The organism is Sediminibacter sp. Hel_I_10 (assembly GCF_000688335.1).
GTDB lineage: Bacteria > Bacteroidota > Bacteroidia > Flavobacteriales > Flavobacteriaceae > Psychroserpens.
On sequence record NZ_JHZX01000001.1, the window covers coordinates 1028693 to 1044561 of the forward strand.

Consider the following 15869-nt stretch of genomic DNA (forward strand, 5'->3'; position numbering starts at 1 on the left):
AAACCAGTTACTATTTCAAGTGATTTAATACTCACAAATTGAAACAAAAATCAAAGACTTTAATGAATTATGACCGCGGTGCATTTAAAGTATATGATAAATGCACCAAGCTTATTGATTATAACCAAAGCGTTTTAATTGCTTTTGATCGCTTCTCCAATTTTTATTGACTTTGACGTAGAGTTCTAGGTGCACCTGTTTTCCGAAGAATTTCTCTAAATCCTTTCTAGCCTCAACACCAACGCGTTTTAAAGCAGAGCCTTTATGACCAATAATAATTCCCTTTTGAGAATCACGCTCCACCATAATTACAGATCTCATTCTGATAATGTCTTCTTCTTCAAAAAACTCTTCTGTATCGATTTCTACGGCATAAGGAATTTCCTTTTTGTAGTGCATTAAAATTTTCTCGCGTACCGTCTCATTCACGAAAAACCGTTCTGGTTTATCGGTCAATTGATCTTTTGGGTAAAACGCAGGAGATAAGGGCAAAAGCTCCACAATTCTAGAAAAAACCTCTTTTACATTAAAGCCCTCTAGAGCAGAAATTGGAAAAATTTCGGCATTGGGCACCTTTTCAGACCACAATTGTACTTGGGATTCTAACTGTTCTTGGTCTGATTTATCAATCTTATTCAACAACAAAAGCACTGGGATTTTGGAGTTGGTAATTTTATTAAAAAAGGCTTCGTCCTTGAGTTCTTGTTCGCCAATCTCAACCATATAAATTAAGACATCAGCATCATCAAAAGCAGATTTTACAAAGTCCATCATAGACGCTTGTAACTCATAGGCAGGCTTTATAATACCTGGCGTATCGCTCAAGATCATTTGAAAGTCATCCCCGTTTACAATCCCTAAAATACGATGTCTTGTCGTTTGGGATTTTGAGGTAATAATAGATAACTTTTCGCCCACAAAAGCATTCATAAGTGTGGATTTCCCCACATTAGGATTGCCAATGATATTTACGAAACCGGCTTTATGTGCTACTTTTTCCATAGAAAACAAAGATAGTCCTTAAATTGTTTATACAAAGTGCTATTTTCAGTAAGCTTTCAATTCAAACCCTACTTTTTAAAAAACATCTGAAATTTTAGAGATTGGATTAGATCCTATAAGCATAGTAAATGTAACCAAAACATTGCACGACGTTGATTATTACTCGCATACACGATAAAATAGAATCACGAAAACACGCTACATATTTCTATAGAAAGCAACTATAAAAACCACAAAATAGTTGAACTCTTTGGTTAATGATGCCGCTTTAATTGTAAGCCCTAAACATGGAACAGTATCATAAAAAAACGGGAATGATGTCGTTTGAATCAATAAAATATTTTAAAAAATACAAGGTGCAATTTTATTTTTTATATAAATTTTCATGTCTTTTAGAACTTAAGTTAAACGTGCGTTAATACGCATTACACAAAGGTTTCATCAATTTACATTTGACGCCAAATCAAAAAAAATCATAACATGAAAACAGTATTTTTAAGTACAGTATTTTTAGTTTTTTCAATTGCTACAAGTTTTGGACAGGCTGACTCAAAATCGATAGATTTTGGAGTTAAAGGTGGCGTTAACTTTTCTAACATCGGTGGAGATGATTTTAGGGATGTGGATTCGAGAACAAGTTTCAATGTAGGTTTAGTATTAGAAGTTCCTATTAGTGACCGCTTCTCTTTTCAACCAGAATTACTATACTCAGGACAGGGATTTGATATTCGTGAAATTGACCAAGACAATGTATTTGATACCGATGATAATATCGAGTACCAATTAGATTACATCCAAGTACCTCTTTTACTAAAAGCGTATTTAGTGAAGGGATTGAGTGTAGAAGCAGGACCACAATTTGGTTTCAAAATCAACGAAGAATATGATTTTCAACCAACTGCAGATGGTGGAGATATAGAGATTGATGATGAGGATTCTTCTATCAAAAAATTTGATACGAGTGTTGCCTTAGGGTCTTCTTATAAATTTGATAGCGGTTTTTTCTTGAGTGCGAGATACACTTTTGGACTAACAGATGTATTTGAAGATGATTCAATATTTCAAAATGTAGATGCAAAAAACAATGTTTGGCAATTTGGAGTTGGCTTCATGTTCTAAACATAAAAGCATGTGATTTATCTTGAATAAGATATCATGAATTTTATCTATTTACTTAAGAGAGAAAATCCCATAACACGTTATGGGATTTTTTATTTTTGAAAGTTTTGACTAATACATAGTTTAATTCAAAGCTTAGAAAGCACTACCTCAGTCGTATTACAAAATTGAGGTCTCTATACCTACTCCAACTTTCATTTGTAAGACTCACGTTCTCGCTTGTTCAGTAATCCTATTCAACATAAATATAAACAGATCACACAAAAAACTCATTATTTTCTTGAGCAGCGATTTCAATGGCACCCGGAAGAATCTTAACTTCAATGTCTGTTTGTTCTCCAAAATATTCGCCATCAATCTGTAAGGCTATGGAATGCTTACACGTGACATGAACAGCATCGATACTGAAATGTTCTGCGAATTCTGATTTGAGTTGATAGCCATTGGTAAACGTCTTAAGAATTTGAAAAAAGTTCAATTTTTTGAAGATGATCACTTCAAATTTTCCATCATTCATTTTCCCGTTAGGGTTTATGGTGGCTCCCATCCCAAATTTAGGCGCATTGGCTATGGCTAGCAAAATGCCTTTAAAGTTTTTACGGTTACCATCTATAGTAATTTCAAAATGATAAGGGTAATCTGCTTTAAATAAGGTTGGGATGGATTGTAAGATATAGCCCAGTTTTCCGTGGATACTAGAGCTATCATAATTCCGTATCAGCTCGGCATTCAATCCCAAGTCGGCAACATGAAGGCAATCCTCCCCATTAACCACTAGCATATCCATAGCATAGGTAGTTTCACCAAGAGCTACTTTAATTTGATCTTCTAAAGCATCTGGCAGGTTTAAGTTGAGCGCCAAACCATTGGCGGACCCCGTAGGAATAATCCCCATACTCACTCCAGCATCTTTTAAAACTGAAGCGGCAAGATTAATCGTACCATCGCCACCAGCCACTACAACACGATTAAAGTTTGAGCCTTTGACCTTGTCTGCTATCCGCTTTTGATCATTGTCCCCACTGGTCTCCATGATTTCGAAAGCGAGACTGTTTTTTTCACAAACGTCCTTCACCTCATCTTTTAATAAGTTGACATCGCTATTCCCTGCTGTGGGGTTTAGGATGAACAAAACATTGTTTTTTAGCGCCATTTAAATGTGTTTCCATATAAAATTAAGTAATTTTAATGATTATGATGTTAATAAATGCCCAATAATGAAGGTTGACTTAAGCATATACCGAGGCTATATCAATAATAAGGAACTGGTGATTTCCGGACATATCTTTAAGTCCTGGGCTCCAAGCCAATACAGTATACAACAGCCCTCTATCAAACATGCCATGGCTATTTTTAAAATGTTTAATATCAAACCGCTTAAAAATGTATCCATTAGGTTTGAGTTTAAAGACTTAAGCGTCACCACAAAATCATTGGATGATGGCTATTTTAGCTTTAGAGTTCCGTTTTCCGAAGCTTTAGAAAGTGGATGGCACTCCTGTTCGGTCTCTCATAAAATTGGTGAATTTAACATTATTGCCAATAGTGAACTTCTTAAGCCATTTGACGGAACCTATGGCATTATTTCAGACATTGACGATACCTTCTTGATTTCTCATAGTTCTAATATTTTCAAGAAACTATTTGTAATGCTCACTCAAAACATCAACAAGAGAAAGATCTTTGAGGATGTTCCAGAACATTATCAAGCCTTAAGCGCTGCGGGTCAAACTAGCGAAGCCGCCGCCAATTCATTTTTCTATGTATCCAGTAGTGAGTGGAATTTGTATTCCTTTATTGTTGCCATTGCAAAAAAATACCAATTACCAAAAGCTGTGATTTTATTAAAAAAAATCAAAACAGGAATTGGCGATTTTGTATTTACCGGTGGTGGCAGTCATGACCATAAGTTTGAAAAAATTAAAGACATTATTTCCTTCTATCCAAACTTACAGTACGTGCTTCTTGGTGATGATTCACAAAAAGACCCTTTTCTTTATGAACGCATCTGCAAAGTGTTTCCGAAGAATATCAAAGCCATTTATATAAGACAAACGCGGAAAAATCAAAAGCAAAACGTCGTAGAAACTTTAAATAACATCAGTGATTTGGGAGTCGAAACCCTATATTTCACCAACAGTAAAAATGCCATTGTTCATTCTAAAGACATTGGAATTATAAAATAAAAGGGGCTCTAGAACCTACTCACCGTGTGATTAATTCAATTTCTTTCCATTGATCAAGAGCCTTTCAGATTTTTTTTCCAACTGACAAAAGTCATAAAATAAGGCGATGTGCTGCCCTAAATTTGTTGTATCATTTTAAATCAATAGTTATGACAACTTTAGGAAAATTAGAAAAAGACTTTACAAAAAACATAATGGGTTACTCTGCAATGGGCATTGTACTCTCTACGTGTTTAGGATCAATTGCTATCATGCAAATACTCACGTTTGGCTATGGATTTCTACAAATGGCTCTAGTCATGATTTGCCTTACGATCTGTACGCTTCATAATGCGGCAATCATTTCGGTACAAAAACCGCAGTTAATTTTTAAACTCCTTGTTACTAGTGTTATTATTAACACGCTCGTACTTTTTATCAGCCTATTTCTATGATTGATCCCAGAACACTCATTTCAAAATATAACGTCCCTGGTCCCAGATACACAAGCTATCCCACTGTCCCTTATTGGGATGCGGATAGCTTTTCTGCTTCAACTTGGAAACAAAGCCTTAAAATAGGACTTGATATTGACAGCCATTCTAAAACAACAAACATAAAGCAAAACAGTATTAGTCTTTATATACACTTGCCTTTTTGCGAAAGCATGTGTACGTTTTGTGGCTGTAATAAGCGCATCACCAAAAATCATTTGGTAGAAACCCCATACATCAAGGCCCTACTTAAAGAACTCTCTATGTATGTGGAGATTTTAGGCAAGCGCCCAACCATACAGCAACTGCATTTTGGAGGTGGTACGCCCACCTTTTTTTCCTCTGAAAATTTAGAGACATTATTAATCGGGATTTTTAAAATTGCTGATAAATCCAAAAATTGCGAGTTTAGCTTTGAAGGCCACCCAAACAATACTACAGCCCAGCATTTGAAGATGTTCAATCGTAACGGATTTAGCCGTGTGTGTTACGGCGTACAAGACTATAATATAACCGTACAAAAAGCCATTAACCGGATACAACCTTTTGAAAATGTTCAACAAGCGACCATCAATGCGCGTAAAGCAGGCTTTGAGTCTGTAGGTCACGACATTATTTATGGGCTACCATACCAAACCCAAGATCACGTTGTGCATACCATAAACCAAACCATCTCGTTAATGCCAGACCGGATTGCATTTTACAGTTATGCCCATGTACCATGGATCAAAGGGAATGGGCAACGTGGCTATAGCGAAAAGCATTTACCGTCTCCTGAGCAAAAACGATTTCAATATGAAATAGGCAAAACCATGCTTTTAAATGCGGGTTATGTAGAAATAGGAATGGATCATTTTGCCCTAAAAACCGACGCACTTTATAAAGCACAGCAAACAGGAATCTTACACCGTAATTTTATGGGTTACAATGCATCAAAAACCGACATTATGATTGGGCTTGGCGTATCTGCTATTGGTGACAGTTGGTTTGGTTTTGCGCAAAATGTAAAAACCTTGAAATCCTATTATCAATTGTTAAAAAATAATAGCCTCCCCGTTATGCGTGGACATATATTAAATGAGGAGGACTTGATCATTAGAAAGCACATCCTCAACTTAATGTGCAGGTTTGAAACCTCTTGGGATGAAACTCAAAAACAGATTGACATGGATAAAATTTTAGCCAAGCTCTCTGAAATGGAAGACGATGGCTTAGTTGTTATTGGTGAAAACAGTTTAAAAATCACCGCCTCTGGTAAGCCTTATGTAAGAAACGTTTGCTTACCCTTCGACCTAAGATTACAACGAAAAAAACCAGATACGAAATTGTTTTCTATGACTGTATGATTATAAAATTTGAGCATAATTTAAAAAGGGGAATTCTAAAATAGAGCTTCCCTTTTTCTGTAGATTAACGCAACATAAAAAGAAATTAATGACAAGACTGTTTTGATGAGAGTTGCTCTACCGTTACTATTTCCGAAGGAGAAACATAAGGAATCCCTAATCCTAGCCCTCTCAAGATAAATAAGACCCCCATAATAACAATAAAGACAGGCACAGCTTTTATTATCCGTTTTTTAAAGGTACCGTTTAAAAAGTTACCTAAATAAGTAGCCACGGTCATTAACGGAACGGTACCCAAACCAAAAAAAATCATGTAAAATCCGCCTTGCCAAGCACTACCAGCTGCAATACTTCCAAAAACAGCCATATAAACCAACCCGCACGGTAAAAAACCGTTTAGAAAGCCAATGGTAAAGAAGCTATCCATTGATTTGCGTTTTAACTCCGCTCCTAAAGAGCGTTTCACTTTAGCAACCCATTTATATATAAATTTAGAGCCATTATAACGACTAAATATCTTAGAGGGCAATAGAATGACTAGAATCATCAAAACACCTATTGCTATGGAAATATACTGCTGAAACCCGAATAAATAGAGTCGCTTTCCTAAAAAGCCAAATAATACACCAATAATGCTATAGGTCAACAACCGACCAACATGATAGATCAATACTTGAAGCACTCGCTTTGCCGGATTATGTCTATCTACCGGAAGTAAAAATACAATAGGGCCACACATACCGATGCAATGGAAACTCCCCAATAAACCGAATATGAGCGCTGTATATAGCATCTTTAATAGATGATTTGTTTTTTAAACCGATACTGTTTGCCTTCGTACTCCCAATCGATCGTAATATTCCAACGTCCATCTAATAAGCGATGATCTGGTATGAGCACCTTTGAATCTGTTAACTTTTCAATAGGAAGATCAAAATCCAATAGTTTATTTGACGGTCTGTACAAATAGACCACTCCCTTTATTTTATTGGACTCGTACCCCTCTGGAAATTGGAGCATATAGCCCATTTCATTTTTGAAGCTCTTAATCTGGAGCTCCATGTCTGCAGTATTTTGTTGCGCATAAATATCATCCTGTAATTCCTGCTCTTTCTGATAGTAACCCTCTGTTACCAAATCGTGATTTAGGCTATTCTCTGTACTGATTCTATAAACAAAAAACAGAATAAAACCCATAAAAAGTGCCATTCCAATTACCAATCCTGTTCCCCAATTAATTTTCATGATGTTCTAATTTAGTCTCATTTTTTTGTACTTCTTGCGATGTCCTGAGCTTGTTTAACATCTGCTTTGCTTTGCAAGAAGGGTTTTCACCTGGATGCCCGTTTTGACAGCCTTTACAGCATTTCTTTTGGGTTTGATCTTTCATAAATCTTTTATTTTTATTAGTTTTTACGGTCTTCTAAAAAGCATTAATTAAAACTTCTTGGCCCCAGAAAGGCAGTACGTGTGGTTTCAATCTGTTCATCACCACTAAACACACCTATGAGTACCTTATCTTTATCACCACTTAAGGCACTGGCATTAACTTCTATAAAAAGAGTACCCTGCACAAGTTCTCCTGCAGGAACCATTAAATTCTCATGACTCACAATTTCAATAGTCCCTTTATGAGAGAGTAGTTTAAAGCTCACGTCTTTAATATCCGTATTGGTTTTATTCACCAATTTGTAGGTATAAACATTACTGATCATGTTATCTGCTTTATGTTCGTAAAGCTGGCCCGGTAATCTTAGAATATCGGCTTCTACGTCATTTCTTAAAAAGAGCATTCCCACTAAAACCGAAATCAATATCCCTAAAACAACACTATATCCTTTAAGACGCGGCGTAAATTCAAAAGACGTTTTTTTCTCTATATTTTCTTCGCTGGCGTAACGAATCAATCCTTTAGGAAGATCAACTGCCTCCATAATCGTATTGCAAGCGTCTATACATGCTGTACAGTTAATACATTCTAACTGCGTACCATTGCGAATATCAATTCCCGTTGGGCATACGTTGACACATTGATAGCAATCAATACAGTCTCCTTTTCCTGTGACTTCACGATCTTCATTTTTCTTAAGTTTTGCCCGACCTTTCTCTTTTTCTCCTCGTTTATGATCATAGGCCACAACAATGGATTTATTGTCTAACAATGCACCTTGCAATCTTCCGTATGGACAAACAATGATACAGACCTGCTCTCTAAACCAAGCAAACACAAAATAGAATACCCCTGTAAAAATGGTGAGTGAAATTAAGGTGCTCCAATGTGCTGTAGGACCATCTATGACGTAACGAATCAAACGATCGCTACCTATCAAATACGCCAAAAAGACATTGGCTATTAAAAATGAAATGATAAAAAAGATCAGCCATTTTAATGAGCGTTTTAAGATCTTCTCTTTCGTCCAACTCATTTTTGCGAGCCTTATCTGTTTCCCTCGATCACCATCTATCCAATACTCAATGCGGCGGAAGACCATTTCCATAAAAATGGTTTGCGGACAAACCCATCCGCAAAATAATCTACCAAAGGCTACTGTAAATAAGATGACAAACACCACACCCGTAATCATCATGATTACAAAAATGTAGAAATCCTGTGGCCAAAATGGTTGTCCGAAAATATTGAATTGTCTCTCAAGCACATTAAACATCAAAAATTGATGCCCATTAATCTTTAAAAATGGAGAGGTAAATAAAATGACTAAAAGTACATAACTCACGTACTTTCGATATTGGTACCATTTACCCTCTGGTTTTTTTGGAAAGATCCACGCCCGTTTACCTTCTTCACTAAGCGTTCCTATACTGTCCCTAAAATTGTCCTTGCCCTGCTCTGCCATTAATTCCTATAATTTTCAATCTTGAAAATAATCTTCTTACAATATTCAGTCTCAACCCCTACATTGATTTAGAGATTTAAGTCAGGCATCATCTCTATGAAAGCTCTTGACTTAGAAACAACAAAATGATAGCATCATCCCAAGCCATAACACTATGCTTTAGATTTAAAGGGATTTCGTAACTCTCAAAACACGCATAGCGTCTACTTTCTTTTTCTGTATTAAAATCCACTTCGCCCTTAATCACCAATAACGTTGCTTTACAAGGAGCGACATGTTCTGTCAACTGCACGCCACGCCTCAAACCGATAGCCACAATCTTCGTTTGGTTGTAATCGTAAATTGTTTTGATAATTGGCTGATCATTACAGCTTAACTTCTCGATTACTTCTGAAAGCATGACATTTTAGTGTTTTAATTAACTACATCACCTGTAACGGGCTGATCTTCAATAATGACCTGGATTTCTGTACTGTCTTTTACTTTTACCTCAACCTGTTCTACAGGAGCAAGAGGATCCATCCATAGCTCACCTTCTGGCTCTTTAGGATCTGCGGGATTAGTCCCGTGCAGACTCAAAATGTAGCTGGCCACTTGCGCCATTTCAGAAGGTTTTAGATTAGATTTCCATGAGATCATTCCTTTTCCTGCCCGGCCACCTTCAGAAATGGTTTTAAAGACGTTTTTAATTCCGCCACCTAAAATCCAATAATCATCGGTGAGATTTGGACCAATTCCGCCAGCACCACCAACTTTATGACATGCCACACAGTTTCCAGAAAATATGGCTTCTCCTGCTTTAAGATCACTGGCATCTGTTAATTGCTCAACGGTATTGAAATCCACTAAATCTTTAGCTGTTCTCTTATATTCTTCAATCTCTACTTTAGCCTGAGCTACAGCAATCTCATATTCTTCGATTTGATTTACGCCTCCAAAAATTTGAAACCGGGCCATATAAACTATGGCAAATACAATGGTTGCATAAAACCCATAGACCCACCAAGGCGGCAATTTATTATCCAACTCTCTAATGCCATCATAGTTATGATCTAAGACAATCTCACCTTCTTCTTCAAGAGGTTTACTCCCAAGCATTTTTTTGTAGGTTTCCTTGATCCATTTAAAACGTTCTGCTTTTACCAAAGCCAAACGCGCATCATATCTTGCCTGCTTTTCTTCGGAAAGTGATCTATACATCACATTACGTAAAGCTTCTAAACAAATTTCAAAAGCAAAATGCACCAAAACAATTACTCCTACAAAGACCCAGATCCAAGTCTGTTCAATAGCGTTTGATACGCCTTCCATTGTACTTATATAATTGAGCAATAGAGATGCAAAAAGCCCAAAAACCAAAATTCTAATGAGTGCTGCTGTTTTCATAAGTCGCCGTGTTTTGAATTGCTATCTAATGGAAGCTGACTCACTTCGTCAATATGAGCTTTGCTCGTTGTAAATACCCAATAAAAAAGTGCAACAAAAAAGAAAAAGAAAATGAGCAGTGAAATAATTGGGTAGATTTCTACGCCATCAATATTTTCTAGATTGCCTTTTATATATTTTAACATATCTATTCGTTTTTATCTGCGGTTAATTTGTCATTCGTTTTGATTTTAATGTCTGTTCCCAAGCGCTGTAGGTAAGCAATAAGCGCAACAACTTCGCGGTTTCGCATTTCTACAAAGACCTCGTTATTTTCTTTGGCATAGGCTTTGTCAGCTTCGTATGTTTTTACGAAATCCGGATCAGCATTGAGACGCTGTTCTATTTGAGTGCCTTGCTCTGTCATCCACGCTTGTGCTCGTTCTATTTCAGCTGTTGTATAAGGCACTCCCAAAGTGACCATGGCTTCCATCTTAGCTTCGGTTTGAGATTTGTCAAGCTCATTTTTTATCAGCCATTTATAAGACGGCATTATAGAACCTGAACTTGTACTTTGTGGATCATAAAGGTGATTGAGATGCCAGTTGTCATTATATTTTCCGCCGACCCTAAAAAGATCTGGTCCTGTACGTTTACTGCCCCAAAGAAATGGATGATCATAAACATACTCTCCAGATTTTGAATACTCTCCATAGCGTTCTACCTCACTTCTAAAAGGTCTTATCATTTGCGAGTGACAAGACACACAGCCTTCTCGAATGTAAAGATCACGGCCCTCCAACTCCAAGGGTGTGTATGGTTTTACGGTAGAAATTACAGGCACATAATCATCAACCATGAGCGATGGAATAATTTGAACCATCCCGCCTATCAAGATAGCCACGGTGGCAAAAATTGTTAATTTCACAGGACGTCTTTCTAACCAGGTATGATAACCTTCGTTTAGGGTTCTTTTTTTAGTGACGCGTTGTAGAGGCGATGATTCTGCCAATTCATCGGTAACCGTACTGCCGTTTCTAACTGTTTTAACAATGTTGTACAACATTACAAAAGCACCAAGAATGTACAATGTTCCCCCAATGGCACGCATCCAATACATAGGGATGATCTCGTTGAGCGTCTCAAGAAAGTTTCCGTAAGTGAGCGTTCCGTCTGGATTGAATTGTTTCCACATAGAAGCTTGAACAAAACCTGCAACATACATTGGAAGCGTATACATAATGATCCCTAAGGTGCCTACCCAAAAATGCACGTTTGCCAGTTTGGTAGACCACAAGGATGTTTTAAAGAGCCTTGGTACAAGCCAATAAATCATTCCAAAAGTTAAGAATCCGTTCCAGCCTAAGGCTCCTACATGTACGTGCGCAATGATCCAATCACTAAAATGAGCAACAGCGTTAACATTTTTGAGTGATAGCATTGGACCTTCAAAAGTGGCCATACCATAACAGGTTATCGCTACGACCATAAATTTAAGAACAGGATCTGTTCTCACTTTATCCCACGCACCCCTTAAGGTGAGTAAACCGTTGATCATACCTCCCCAAGATGGGGCAATAAGCATGATTGAGAAGGCAACGCCTAGATTTTGAGCCCAGTCTGGTAAAGCAGAGTATAATAAGTGATGCGGGCCAGCCCAGATATAAATAAAAATTAGAGACCAAAAATGCACAATAGACAGACGGTACGAATACACTGGTCTGTTGGCCGCTTTGGGTACAAAATAATACATCAAACCTAGAAATGGCGTGGTAAGAAAAAATGCAACAGCATTATGCCCATACCACCACTGTACCAACGCATCTTGAACACCTGCATAAGCCGAATAACTCTTTAATGCACTAATTGGAAGTTCGATACTATTGACAATATGAAGCACAGCAACCGTCACAAATGTTGCTAGGTAGAACCAGATGGCCACATATAAGTGACGCTGTCTTCTCTTTAGAATTGTTCCTATTAAATTGGCACCAAAAGCCACCCAAATTACAGCTATTGCAATATCAAAAGGCCACTCTAATTCGGCGTATTCTTTAGAGGTTGTATAGCCTAAGGGCAATGAAATAGCGGCTCCAACAATGATGGCCTGCCACCCCCAAAAATTTAAATTACTTAACCAATCTTTCCACATCCTTGCCTTAAGCAAACGTTGTGTAGAATAATAAACGCCCGCAAAAATGGCATTTCCTACAAAGGCAAAAATAACGGCATTGGTGTGTAAGGGACGTAAACGCCCAAAACTTAGCCATGAAATACCATCGGTGATGTTAGGAAATAAAAACATAAAGGCGAGCAAAAGCCCCACGCTCATCCCTACGATACCCCAAAAAATAGTGGCATTTACAAATTTCTTTACGATGACATTATCGTAGTAAAATTGTTCTGTTTGCATAGTCTCTCAGTTACTGGTTTAAATTATCTAGTGTTGTAGTTGATTTCTTTTTGATAGGTTTATCTTTCACCAATTCATCTTCAAAAAGCATTCTTACCGATGGTGTGTAAGTGTCATCATACTGTCCCCTACTTACCGAATACACAAATGCGATAAAGAAAATAACGGCCACAATAACACTCACGGCGAGTAATAGATAAATGATACTCATATCTTTTTGTATTATGGTGTAAAATTATTGAGATAGGGGTTCTTAAAAGATGACTTTTGTCAGTTATGGAAAATTATCCCGAAAATAATGGACATGAACTTTCAGCCCTTTGCTTTAAATTTGAAGCTTCAGTCGTTTATTAAACCATGACATACATGCCAAAAATTGCGGCTTCTTTATGGAGATTGATTATGGACCGTTTTACTAATTGGCTATTGGTATAAGACAATCTTTTCATCGATTGTAGTTTAATTTGCAAACCATAAAACGCTTCTTTCAAATTACGCTGAGTTTCAATATTCCCAATGCCTTGATTTTTATGGTAAATGGATTGCAGTGATTCTAATTGCTTTGCTAATTGTGTGATTTTCTTATTCATTTTTATTTCATGTGTTTTTTGAGCTGCTTTCCTAAGAAGTAGGTGCAGATTGTTGTAAAAACCACTATGGTAATAGAACTTAGTGGCATTAAAATAGCAGCCACAACCGGTCTAAGATGGCCTGTTACAGCAAAACTCAACCCAATGAGGTTATAAATTAGAGAGCCTATAAATGCATATTTTATAATTTGAATCGACTTTCTAGAAAGCGTCATATATGTGCTCAAATCTCTTAATCTAGAGGCATCTATAATGCCATCACAAGCGGGTGAAAACACATTGATATCTTCGGAAACCGCAAAACCAACATCACTTTGTGCCAAGGCTCCAGAATCGTTTAAGCCATCCCCCACCATCATGACCTTTTTGCCCTGTTGCTGAAGTTTTTTAATAAATAGCAACTTGTCTTCTGGTTTCTGATTGAATTTTAATTCAGCCGATGCAGGCAGTTGTGTTTTAAGGTAAGCCTCCTCTCCATCGTTATCACCAGACAGCACCACCAAATGCGCCAATTGGCTCATTTCAGAAAAAAGCTGAGACATCCCTTCACGATAGGTAGTACTAAAAACATAAGCCCCCTTGTACTCATCATTCGCACTAATATGAACTTGAGTGTTTTGAGTTTCAAAAGCGGGATTTTCATGTGCTACAAAATTAAAACTACCTACTCTAAGACTCGTATCACCGCTAATACCAATGATGCCTTGACCTGTTTCTTCACTAAAGTCATCCAAGGTACAAATACCATTATCCTGCAACACGTCATAGAGCGCACGGCTCAACGGATGGTTAGAGGCTTTTAGCGTACTTGTAAGTACGTGCTTCTCACTTTCGGTGAGCGAAATGCCTTCGTAAGTAATCCCGTTTTCGTGATGCGTAGTAAGCGTCCCCGTTTTATCAAAAACCACCGTATCAATTTGTGCCATTTGCTCTATGACTCCGGTCTCTTTCAAGTACAATTGACGCTTCCCATAAATGCGCAACATATTACCTAGTGTAAATGGTGCCGCAAGTGCAATGGCACAGGGGCAAGCAACGATGAGTACTGCCGTAAATACATTAAATGCAATGGCAGGGTTGATAAAGAGCCATATGATGGTCGCGATTACTGCAACACTCAAAACGCCTATTGTGAAACGTTTGCTTATATGATTGGTGAGATTTTTAAAGTGTGTTGCTTTGTTTTTGCTGAAAATCTCATTGTTCCAAAGTTGGGTCAAATAGCTTTGATCAATAGATTTGACAACCTCAACTTCAATAATTCCTGCTTGCTGCCTTCCGCCTGCAAAAATCTTATCGCCACATTGTTTGGTAACGGGTGCCGCTTCTCCTGTGACAAAACTATAGTCAATGACTGCGCTCCCCTTAATCAAAATCCCGTCTGTAGGAATGAGTTCATTATTCCTAATCAAAATACGATCTCCTCGCTTTAATTCATAAACAGGGGTCTGTAATTCTTTTGTTTTTAGAAGTTCATAGTTGTTATCATTATCCCTTTCGGAATAGCCGTATTTATGATCATTTTTGATGAGTTTTGTCACCGCTATGGGGAAATACGATTTATAATCCCGTTCAAACGATAGAAAAGCATAGGTTTTTTGCTGAAAGAACTTACCCAGCAAGAGAAAAAAGACCAAACCTGCCAGACTATCAAAAAAGCCTGTCCCCCAATGCATCACGATGTCTAAGGTTGACCGAACAAAAAGCACTGTGATTCCTATCGCGATGGGTACGTCAATATTCAAGATCTTTGATCGTAATCCCTTAAAAGCTGAGATGAAATAATCTCGACTAGAATAAAATACTACAGGAATCGAAAATGCAAACATGAGCCATCGAAACACTATTTTGAACTGATCTAACCAAAACTCCCCACCATCTGTATCGCCAACAAATGCTAAATATTCCGGAAAAGATAAAAACATGATATTTCCGAAGGCAAATCCTGCCACACCCAATTTGTAAATTAGGCTTCTGTCTATTTGCGTTGTTTTCCTATTAAAATCTTCTAGTGAAATGTTAGGCTCATAACCAATTTTACAGAGTAAGATCACGACATCTTTTAAGCTGATTTCCGAAGAATTGAAGGTGATTCGAATTGACTTTAGAGGAAAATTAACCTGACTGTTCTTTATTGAAGGCTGCAGTTTATTTAAGTTTTCTAGCACCCAAATACAAGAACTACAGTGCATATGAGGGATGATAAAAGATACAATTTGGGTATGCTGCGCATTAAACTCCAACAACTGATCCCTAATTTTTTGATTATCGAGAAAATCAAAACGTCCTTCAATTTTAAGAGGCGATTTACCAGGCTTATCCTGCAAACTGTAATAATAGGTGAGATCATTGTCCTCCAAGATCTCAAACACCATCTTACACCCGTTGCAACAGAACATTTTATCCTGATGTAAAATGGTCGTGTCACGGCAAGTGTCTCCACAATGATAACAGTTTTCCATAATCGTCTAAATTGCTTGAGCAAAGGTGTTAAGAACTCATTACGAAAAAAATGACTTT

General features: G+C 37.3%; 17 protein-coding genes. 4 read left to right on the forward strand and 13 right to left on the reverse strand.

Features of this window, described 5'->3' with window-relative positions:
• Positions 1 to 111: 111 nt before the first annotated feature.
• Positions 112 to 1002: a GTPase Era gene (era, locus tag P176_RS0104510; RefSeq protein WP_037348715.1), complete on the reverse strand. Its 891-nt coding sequence runs from the start codon at positions 1000 to 1002 to the stop codon at positions 112 to 114.
• 480 nt (positions 1003 to 1482) lie between these two features.
• Between era and P176_RS0104515 the strand changes: the two genes are divergently transcribed.
• Positions 1483 to 2121, forward strand: coding sequence for a porin family protein (locus P176_RS0104515; RefSeq protein ID WP_026753582.1), 639 nt, complete (start codon positions 1483 to 1485; stop codon positions 2119 to 2121).
• A gap of 256 nt (positions 2122 to 2377) precedes the next feature.
• Here P176_RS0104515 and P176_RS0104520 read toward each other — a convergent pair whose 3' ends face one another.
• Positions 2378 to 3274 (reverse strand): diacylglycerol kinase family protein, encoded by an 897-nt coding sequence (locus P176_RS0104520; protein WP_026753583.1) that lies wholly within the window; start codon positions 3272 to 3274, stop codon positions 2378 to 2380.
• Between the two features lie 64 nt (positions 3275 to 3338).
• Between P176_RS0104520 and P176_RS0104525 the strand changes: the two genes are divergently transcribed.
• From P176_RS0104525 to hemN, 3 genes are all read left to right on the forward strand, one after another.
• Positions 3339 to 4307 carry an App1 family protein gene (locus tag P176_RS0104525; RefSeq protein WP_026753584.1) on the forward strand — a complete coding sequence of 323 codons (969 nt, stop codon included), beginning with the start codon at positions 3339 to 3341 and terminating at the stop codon, positions 4305 to 4307.
• Between the two features lie 149 nt (positions 4308 to 4456).
• Positions 4457 to 4741: a hypothetical protein gene (locus tag P176_RS0104530; RefSeq protein ID WP_026753585.1), complete on the forward strand. Its 285-nt coding sequence runs from the start codon at positions 4457 to 4459 to the stop codon at positions 4739 to 4741.
• A complete protein-coding gene (hemN, locus tag P176_RS0104535; protein ID WP_026753586.1) occupies positions 4738 to 6126 on the forward strand; it encodes an oxygen-independent coproporphyrinogen III oxidase in 1389 nt (462 codons plus the stop codon). Before P176_RS0104530 ends, hemN begins: the two co-directional genes overlap by 4 nt.
• 85 nt (positions 6127 to 6211) lie before the next feature.
• Here hemN and P176_RS0104540 read toward each other — a convergent pair whose 3' ends face one another.
• The 11 genes from P176_RS0104540 to P176_RS0104590 all read right to left on the reverse strand — a co-directional run bounded on the left by P176_RS0104540 (position 6212) and on the right by P176_RS0104590 (position 15811).
• The gene (locus P176_RS0104540; protein WP_026753587.1) at positions 6212 to 6919 is read right to left on the reverse strand and encodes a sulfite exporter TauE/SafE family protein; all 708 of its coding nucleotides are present in this window, start codon (positions 6917 to 6919) and stop codon (positions 6212 to 6214) included.
• A gap of 2 nt (positions 6920 to 6921) precedes the next feature.
• Positions 6922 to 7371, reverse strand: coding sequence for a FixH family protein (locus P176_RS0104545; RefSeq protein WP_026753588.1), 450 nt, complete (start codon positions 7369 to 7371; stop codon positions 6922 to 6924).
• On the reverse strand, positions 7361 to 7516 hold the full coding sequence (locus P176_RS20525; RefSeq protein ID WP_197022144.1) for a hypothetical protein: 156 nt from the start codon (positions 7514 to 7516) through the stop codon (positions 7361 to 7363). The genes P176_RS0104545 and P176_RS20525 overlap by 11 nt, the downstream gene beginning before the upstream one ends.
• Positions 7517 to 7559: 43 nt before the next feature.
• Complete coding sequence (gene ccoG, locus P176_RS0104555) at positions 7560 to 8981, reverse strand: cytochrome c oxidase accessory protein CcoG (RefSeq protein ID WP_026753589.1); 1422 nt, start codon at positions 8979 to 8981, stop codon at positions 7560 to 7562.
• Between the two features lie 94 nt (positions 8982 to 9075).
• The gene (locus P176_RS0104560) at positions 9076 to 9381 is read right to left on the reverse strand and encodes a hypothetical protein (protein ID WP_026753590.1); all 306 of its coding nucleotides are present in this window, start codon (positions 9379 to 9381) and stop codon (positions 9076 to 9078) included.
• A gap of 14 nt (positions 9382 to 9395) precedes the next feature.
• Complete coding sequence (locus tag P176_RS0104565; RefSeq protein ID WP_026753591.1) at positions 9396 to 10367, reverse strand: cbb3-type cytochrome c oxidase N-terminal domain-containing protein; 972 nt, start codon at positions 10365 to 10367, stop codon at positions 9396 to 9398.
• On the reverse strand, positions 10364 to 10552 hold the full coding sequence (locus P176_RS0104570; RefSeq protein ID WP_026753592.1) for a CcoQ/FixQ family Cbb3-type cytochrome c oxidase assembly chaperone: 189 nt from the start codon (positions 10550 to 10552) through the stop codon (positions 10364 to 10366). Before P176_RS0104570 ends, P176_RS0104565 begins: the two co-directional genes overlap by 4 nt.
• Before the next feature lie 2 nt (positions 10553 to 10554).
• A complete protein-coding gene (ccoN, locus tag P176_RS0104575; protein WP_026753593.1) occupies positions 10555 to 12759 on the reverse strand; it encodes a cytochrome-c oxidase, cbb3-type subunit I in 2205 nt (734 codons plus the stop codon).
• 10 nt (positions 12760 to 12769) lie between these two features.
• A complete protein-coding gene (gene ccoS, locus P176_RS0104580; protein ID WP_026753594.1) occupies positions 12770 to 12970 on the reverse strand; it encodes a cbb3-type cytochrome oxidase assembly protein CcoS in 201 nt (66 codons plus the stop codon).
• Between the two features lie 139 nt (positions 12971 to 13109).
• A complete protein-coding gene (locus P176_RS0104585) occupies positions 13110 to 13349 on the reverse strand; it encodes a hypothetical protein (protein WP_026753595.1) in 240 nt (79 codons plus the stop codon).
• A 2-nt stretch (positions 13350 to 13351) separates the two neighbouring features.
• A complete protein-coding gene (locus P176_RS0104590) occupies positions 13352 to 15811 on the reverse strand; it encodes a heavy metal translocating P-type ATPase metal-binding domain-containing protein (RefSeq protein WP_026753596.1) in 2460 nt (819 codons plus the stop codon).
• Between the last annotated feature and the right edge of the window lie 58 nt (positions 15812 to 15869).

Coding starts and splice junctions, on each gene's coding strand:
- P176_RS0104530 (WP_026753585.1), top strand. CDS start 4,457: ATGACAACTTTAGGAAAATTAGAAAAAGACTTTACAAAAAACATAATG.
- P176_RS0104560 (WP_026753590.1), bottom strand. CDS start 9,381: ATGCTTTCAGAAGTAATCGAGAAGTTAAGCTGTAATGATCAGCCAATT.
- P176_RS0104565 (WP_026753591.1), bottom strand. CDS start 10,367: ATGAAAACAGCAGCACTCATTAGAATTTTGGTTTTTGGGCTTTTTGCA.
- P176_RS0104585 (WP_026753595.1), bottom strand. CDS start 13,349: ATGAATAAGAAAATCACACAATTAGCAAAGCAATTAGAATCACTGCAA.
- P176_RS0104590 (WP_026753596.1), bottom strand. CDS start 15,811: ATGGAAAACTGTTATCATTGTGGAGACACTTGCCGTGACACGACCATT.
- P176_RS0104525 (WP_026753584.1), top strand. CDS start 3,339: ATGAAGGTTGACTTAAGCATATACCGAGGCTATATCAATAATAAGGAA.
- hemN (WP_026753586.1), top strand. CDS start 4,738: ATGATTGATCCCAGAACACTCATTTCAAAATATAACGTCCCTGGTCCC.
- P176_RS0104540 (WP_026753587.1), bottom strand. CDS start 6,919: ATGCTATATACAGCGCTCATATTCGGTTTATTGGGGAGTTTCCATTGC.
- P176_RS0104515 (WP_026753582.1), top strand. CDS start 1,483: ATGAAAACAGTATTTTTAAGTACAGTATTTTTAGTTTTTTCAATTGCT.
- P176_RS0104520 (WP_026753583.1), bottom strand. CDS start 3,274: ATGGCGCTAAAAAACAATGTTTTGTTCATCCTAAACCCCACAGCAGGG.
- P176_RS20525 (WP_197022144.1), bottom strand. CDS start 7,516: ATGAAAGATCAAACCCAAAAGAAATGCTGTAAAGGCTGTCAAAACGGG.
- ccoN (WP_026753593.1), bottom strand. CDS start 12,759: ATGCAAACAGAACAATTTTACTACGATAATGTCATCGTAAAGAAATTT.
- ccoG (WP_026753589.1), bottom strand. CDS start 8,981: ATGGCAGAGCAGGGCAAGGACAATTTTAGGGACAGTATAGGAACGCTT.
- era (WP_037348715.1), bottom strand. CDS start 1,002: ATGGAAAAAGTAGCACATAAAGCCGGTTTCGTAAATATCATTGGCAAT.
- P176_RS0104570 (WP_026753592.1), bottom strand. CDS start 10,552: ATGTTAAAATATATAAAAGGCAATCTAGAAAATATTGATGGCGTAGAA.
- P176_RS0104545 (WP_026753588.1), bottom strand. CDS start 7,371: ATGAAAATTAATTGGGGAACAGGATTGGTAATTGGAATGGCACTTTTT.
- ccoS (WP_026753594.1), bottom strand. CDS start 12,970: ATGAGTATCATTTATCTATTACTCGCCGTGAGTGTTATTGTGGCCGTT.